Source organism: Streptomyces sp. SAS_281 (assembly GCF_052542855.1).
The window spans coordinates 1-6,149 of sequence record NZ_JBMNDO010000212.1; the positions used below are offsets into that span (position 1 = coordinate 1).

The 6,149-nt window shown below is 72.5% G+C and carries 6 protein-coding genes; 3 read left to right on the plus strand and 3 right to left on the minus strand.

From position 1 onward, the window contains the following. Window positions 1–23 precede the first annotated feature (23 nt). Window positions 24–617, minus strand: a complete 594-nt coding sequence (locus ACN6LM_RS37355) for a biotin transporter BioY (protein WP_445069875.1) — start codon at window positions 615–617, stop codon at window positions 24–26. A 386-nt stretch (window positions 618–1,003) separates the two neighbouring features. On the opposite strand from ACN6LM_RS37355, the gene ACN6LM_RS37360 reads away from it, so the two are divergent. The 3 genes from ACN6LM_RS37360 (at window position 1,004) to ACN6LM_RS37370 (ending at window position 4,203) form a co-directional block, all read left to right on the plus strand. After that, a complete protein-coding gene (locus ACN6LM_RS37360; protein ID WP_445069876.1) occupies window positions 1,004–2,413 on the plus strand; it encodes an amino acid permease in 1,410 nt (469 codons plus the stop codon). A gap of 138 nt (window positions 2,414–2,551) precedes the next feature. Next, window positions 2,552–3,193: a superoxide dismutase gene (locus ACN6LM_RS37365; protein ID WP_164403872.1), complete on the plus strand. Its 642-nt coding sequence runs from the start codon at window positions 2,552–2,554 to the stop codon at window positions 3,191–3,193. 170 nt (window positions 3,194–3,363) lie between these two features. Further along, complete coding sequence (locus tag ACN6LM_RS37370; RefSeq protein WP_445069877.1) at window positions 3,364–4,203, plus strand: MOSC domain-containing protein; 840 nt, start codon at window positions 3,364–3,366, stop codon at window positions 4,201–4,203. Between the two features lie 16 nt (window positions 4,204–4,219). Here ACN6LM_RS37370 and ACN6LM_RS37375 read toward each other — a convergent pair whose 3' ends face one another. Together ACN6LM_RS37375 and ACN6LM_RS37380 are read right to left on the minus strand one after the other, a co-directional pair. Then, entirely contained in the window at window positions 4,220–5,107 is an 888-nt protein-coding gene (locus ACN6LM_RS37375) for a DUF4232 domain-containing protein (RefSeq protein WP_445069878.1), read from the minus strand. 90 nt (window positions 5,108–5,197) lie between these two features. After that, a complete protein-coding gene (locus ACN6LM_RS37380) occupies window positions 5,198–6,034 on the minus strand; it encodes a hypothetical protein (protein WP_445069879.1) in 837 nt (278 codons plus the stop codon). Window positions 6,035–6,149: the final 115 nt, after the last annotated feature.

Consider the following 6,149-nt stretch of genomic DNA (forward strand, 5'->3'; position numbering starts at 1 on the left):
CCCCCACGACGGGGTGTACGGCGTCAGCCCCGGCGGCCCAGGAGCTTCCAGGAGGCCGGCAGCGCGCCCATGGCCAGCGCCGCCTTCAGCGCGTCGCCGAGCAGGAACGGCGTCAGGCCCGCGGCGATCGCGGCGCTCGCCGACATGCCGGTGGACAGCGCCAGGTACGGCACGCCGACCGCGTAGACGACCGCCGAGCCGAGGACCATCGTCCCGGCCGTGCGCAGCGCCGAGCGGTCGCCGCCGCGCCGGGCCAGACCGCCGACGACGGTGGCGGCCAGGAGCATGCCGAGCACGTAGCCGAAGGAGGCGCCGCCCGCGCCGGAGCTGCCGGCCGAGAACCACGGCATGCCCGCCATGCCGACGAGGGCGTAGACGGCGAGGGAGAGGAAGCCGCGGCGGGCGCCGAGCGCGGTGCCGACGAGGAGGGCCGCGAAGGTCTGGCCGGTCACCGGGACCGGGGAGCCCGGGACCGGCACGGCGATCTGGGCGGCTATGCCGGTGAGCGCGGCGCCGCCGAGCACCAGGGCGGTGTCCACGGCGTAGCGGTGCCGGGCGGCGGGCAGCAGGTCGGCGAGGACCGCTCCGGTGCGGGCGGGGGCGGCAGCAGTGCTCATCGGGGACTCCGCGGGGGTGAGGGTCGGGACGGACTGACCGTGACGCTATCCGACCGGACAGCGCCCGATCACCATCAGCGGCCCACAAAGCGGCGATCGGGGCGTTGGTGGGATTCACACAAGGAGGGTGGCGCAATCATCGCGGAGCGTGATGCTGGTCACTGAGGTGAACGGGGATACGTCCGGGGCGGGTCGGGAAGGCGCGTGGAACCGGGACTGTGAACTCCCTCTAAAAGCCCGGTACGTGACGGTGGCCCACCGCCCGCCGCCGCGTGCGCGCCCGGTGTGGACCCGGTGACCGTATAGCGGACGGTGGTTACCGGCGAGCGGATCACATGTCCAGACTGGGAAGAGTCCCCGTCTCACCGACCGAACAGAGCCTGTCCATGTCCCGGACCTCCGCGCCCTCCCCCACCGGCTCCCCGGCCACCGCGCCGGACACCGGCCCCGACTCACCCCTGTCGCACGGGCTGAAGCAGCGCCATCTCTCGATGATCGCCCTGGGCGGTGTCATCGGCGCCGGGCTCTTCGTCGGCTCCGGCGCGGGCATCGCCGCCGCGGGCCCCTCGATCGTCATCGCGTACGCGGTCTCGGGGCTGCTGGTGATGCTCGTGATGCGGATGCTCGGCGAGATGTCGGCGGCCAATCCGGCGTCCGGCTCGTTCTCCGTGCACGCGGAGCGGGCGATCGGACCGTGGGCCGGGTTCACGGCGGGCTGGGCGTTCTGGGTGCTGCTCTGCACGGCCGTCGGCCTGGAGGGGATCGGCGCGGCCAAGATCGTGACGGGCTGGCTGCCGGGGACCCCGGAGTGGGCCTGGGTGGCGCTGTTCATGGTGGTGTTCCTGGGGACGAACCTGGCCTCGGTGGCCAAGTTCGGCGAGTTCGAGTTCTGGTTCGCCGCACTCAAGGTCACCGCGATCACGCTGTTCCTGGTGCTGGGCGTGCTGGCGGTGCTGGGCGTGCTGCCGGGCACGGACGCGCCGGGTACCGCCAATCTCAGCGGCGAGGGCGGCTTCCTGCCGAACGGCCCGGACGGCCTGGTCATCGGACTGCTCGCCTCCGTCTTCGCGTACGGCGGCCTGGAGACGGTCACCATCGCCGCCGCCGAGTCCGAGAACCCGGTGCGGGGCGTCGCGAAGGCCGTGCGGACGGCGATGTGGCGGATCGCGCTGTTCTACGTGGGCTCGATGGCGGTCGTCGTCACGCTGGTGCCCTGGGACGACCCGAAGGTGGTCGAGGTGGGGCCGTTCTACGCGGCGCTGGACCACCTCGGCATCGGGCAGGCGGCGCAGATCATGAACGTGGTCATCCTGGTGGCCCTGCTCTCCGCGATGAACGCCAACATCTACGGCGCCTCGCGCATGGCCTGCTCGCTGGTGGCGCGCGGCCAGGGCCCGAAGCGGCTGGGCCGGGTCTCCGGCGGGGTGCCGCGCACGGCGGTCCTGGTCTCGTCGGTCTTCGGCTTCCTCTGCGTGCTGCTGAGCTACTGGCGGCCGGACGACGTCTTCCCCTGGCTGCTGAACATGACCGGTGCGGTGATCCTGGTCGTCTGGATCTTCATCGCCGTCTCCCAGCTCGTCCTGCGCGCGCGTCTTGAGCGCGAGGCGCCGGAGAAGCTGGTGGTGCGGATGTGGCTGTTCCCGGGGCTGACGGTGGTGGCGCTGCTCGCCATGGCCGGCATCTTCGTCCTGATGCTCCGCCAGCCCTCCACCCGCGACCAGCTCCTGGCGTCGGGTGCGCTGACGGTGGCCCTGGCGGTGGTCGGGGCCGTACGCCGGCGGCGCGCGGGAGCCTGAGCCGAACCCTTGCAGAGCCGTACGAAACACCGGGTCCCGAGCCGAAGGGCGACCCGGTGTTTCGCATTCCTGCTGCTAGCCTGCTCTTGCATAGAGGTTGCAATAACAACTTGTCAGCAGTTGGAGGGTTCGAAACCAATGGCCACGTACACGCTCCCGGAACTCCCGTACGACTACGCCGCGCTCGAACCGGTCATCAATCCGCAGATCATCGAGCTCCACCACGACAAGCACCACGCCGCGTACGTCAAGGGCGCCAACGACACCCTGGAGCAGCTGGCGGAGGCGCGGGACAAGGAGGCGTGGGGAGCGATCAACGGCCTCCAGAAGAACCTCGCCTTCCACCTGTCCGGCCACATCCTGCACTCGATCTACTGGCACAACATGACCGGTGACGGCGGCGGGGAGCCGCTGGCCGCGGACGGTGTCGGCGACCTCGCGGACGCGATCACCGAGTCCTTCGGCTCCTTCGCCGGCTTCAAGTCCCAGCTGACGAAGGCCGCGGCCACCACGCAGGGCTCCGGCTGGGGCGTCCTCGCCTACGAGCCGGTCAGCGGCAAGCTGATCGTGGAGCAGGTCTACGACCACCAGGGCAACGTGGGCCAGGGCTCCACCCCGGTCCTGGTCTTCGACGCCTGGGAGCACGCCTTCTACCTCCAGTACAAGAACCAGAAGGTCGACTTCATCGAGGCGATGTGGGCCGTCGTCAACTGGCAGGACGTGGCCAAGCGCTACGCCGCCGCCAAGGAGCGCGCGGACGTGCTGCTGCTCGCCCCCTGACCGAGGGCCCCGCAGCGGCACCACCGGACGTCCTGCCTCGTGATCGTCTTCTCACCCTTCACCTGGCAGGCGGATGAAGGGGAGGCCCCCGCCCGGACGTGACGGGCGAGGGCCTCTCTGTCGTCCCGCCCCGCCCCGGCTGCCATGATGTCCGGCATGAGGAGCACGTCATGACGATCACCGTCCACGAACTGGTGTACTACCCGGTCAAGGGCTGCGCCGGGACCCGGGTCGACTCCGCGCGGGTCACCGCCACCGGCCTCGAACACGACCGGACGTTCATGGTGGTCGACGCGGCCGACGGCACGTTCCGCAGCCAGCGCACCCACCCCGCGATGGCCGCGCTCCGGGCCGAGGTGCTGGACTCCGGCGCGGTCCTCGCCCTGTCCACCGGGTCCACCGGCCCCCTGCGCCTGGACGTGGTCCCGGACGGGCCCCGCCGCGAGGTCAGCATGTTCGGCACCGCCCTCGGGCCCGCCGTCGACCAGGGCGACGCGGCGGCGGAATGGTTCTCCGACGCGCTCGGGGCCGCGTCGCGGCTCGTCCGGGTGGTCCCCGGCTTCGACCGCGACGGCTGGGGCGAGACCCCCGGCAAGGTCAACTTCGGCGACGCGCACGCGGTCCTGGTCACCTCGACCGCCTCGCTGGCCGGTCTCAACGCCCGCATCGCGGCCCGGGGCGACGCCGCACCCGTGCCCATGGACCGCTTCCGGGCCAACATCGTGCTGACCGGCGACGACGAGCCGCACTTCGAGGACCGGGCGGCGCGGATGACCGTGGGCACCGCCGAACTCGCCTACTCGGTGAAGGCGATCCGGTGCAACGTCCCGCTCGTCGACCAGCGGACCGGGCGGCGCGCCGGACCGGAGCCGGTGCGCACGCTGGCCACGTACCGCAGGGAGCCGGAGTTCGGCAACAAGCTCAGCTTCGGCGCGAAGAACGCGGTGGTCCGCGAGGGCGTGGTGCGGGCCGGCGACCCGGTCTCCGTCCACGGCCCGGCGGGCGGCTGAGCACCCGTACGGACTTCTACCCCTGCGGGACGCCCGCGTCCGCCGGGGTCTTCGTCCACGGGCTGACGCCGAGCCGGCCCGTGGTGCCGAGGTCCAGTTCCGGGGTGACCGTCACGGGCTTGGCGCCGGGCTTCGCGGTGACCTCCACGTAGGGGGCATTGACCGGGTCGCCGTCCGTGGTGGTGTTGCGCCAGGCGAGGCTGGCGTACGCGCTCTCGCCCGGGCGCAGCGTGAGGGGGCGGGGCCGGGCGTCGCCGCCGATGCCGGTGGAGATCGCGGTGGTGCCGTGCAGGATCTCGACCCCGCTCACCGGGTCGCGGTCCTCGTCGAGGAGCCGGAGCGCGGGGTAGCCGTTCAGCCGGTAGTCGGTGGTGCCGCAGTTGGCGAGGTGGATGCCCACGACGCGCAGCCCCATCGCGGCGTCACCCCGGTCGTTGGTGACGCGGACCCCCGAGGACGGGCAGGCGCCGGACGGCCCGTCGGCCGGGACGGCCCGCACCTTGGCGATCCGGGCCCGGTACGCTCGGGCCGAGCCCGGTCCGTCCTCGGCGTCCAGGGGCCGCCGCACGGTCTGGCCGGGCCCGACCGCCTCGACGGTGCGCGTGGTGCTGTCCATGGCCTCACCGAACCCGTTGACCAGGGTGAACGTGATGGTGAAGGTGAGCGGTTCCTTGTCCGTGTTGGTGACCTCGAACCCGGTGGACGGGGCGCCGGAGGGCCCGCACTTGCCGCTGACGACCCGGACGTTGTCCCAGGTCCGCCCGGCGGGATCGGCGAGCGGCGCGAGGGAGGCGCAGGTCGCCCCGGGCGAGGCCGTGGCCCCGGCGGTCTCCGTCCCGCATCCGGTGAGCAGAGCGGTGCTCGCGAGGGCGGCACACAGGGCGAGGGCGGTGGCGGGGCGCATCCGCCCAGAAGATCAAAGGGTGCCCGGGCCGTGCTGTGTCCCAGCTCACATATCGCGTCACGGTGGCGCAACCATCCGCGCCGGTACGGCTCAGCCGGGCAGCGGGCCGCCGAGGGCCGGCAGCGGAACGATGTCCGCCTCGTCCGGTGCGGCCGCCTCCACCGCGAGCCCGTGCTTCGCCAGGTTCATCGTCGCCCGGACGCTCGCCGCGCCCAGGGGCCAGTCGAGCCGGGTGCGCACGATCCGGCCCTCGGCGTCGATCCAGACCTCCGCGTCGACGGCCACCTCGCCGGTGAGCTCCCGGATCTGATCGACCTTCTCCCGCATGTCCTTCGCCATCCGCAGCGTGACGGTCTCCTGGTCGAGCGTGCCCTTGTAGTGGACGGCCGCCGCGCCGTTCACCCGTTCCTCGCCCGCCTTGGAGACGTCCTTCATCCGCGCCACCTGTGCCAGGACGTGCCGGGGGTCGTTGCCCGGGGCGCGCAGCGCGTAGTGCGCCTCCAGATCGTCCTGCCGGACGGCTCCCCAGGAGCCCTCCATCTCGGCGAATCCGCCGAAGTAGGTGTTCTCGCCGCGGAAGATCTCGTCCATCCGGGGCGACGCCTTGCCCGGGGCGTCCTCGCTGTGGAGCTGGACCGCCAGGCGCCCCCGGCCGGCCGCCCAGTCGAATGCGCCGTCGACGGAGACCACGTAGGAGCTGGTCCCGTCGCCCAGCTCGATCTCCTCGGCGATCCGGGCGCTGCTCTTCTTTGTCTTCGCCACCGCGGCCCGTACCGCCGCCCCGTGGTCGGTTTCGAGGGTGTCGATCGTCGCGGGCTTCTCCGCGGCGCGGGCGGTCTCCGGTTCCGGCCCGGAGGAACAGCCCGCGCAGAGCAGCGCCGTGAGCAGGGCGAGGGGTATGAGGGGGCGCCGCACTGTGGTCTCCATGAGGTGGTCACCTGCCACCGGTGTCCAGCGACGCCGGGCGGGTGATCGTACCAACGCGTCCGCCCTCATGGCCCGCGCGTTCACCGCGTCGGGGGGGGGGGGGGGGGGGGGGGGG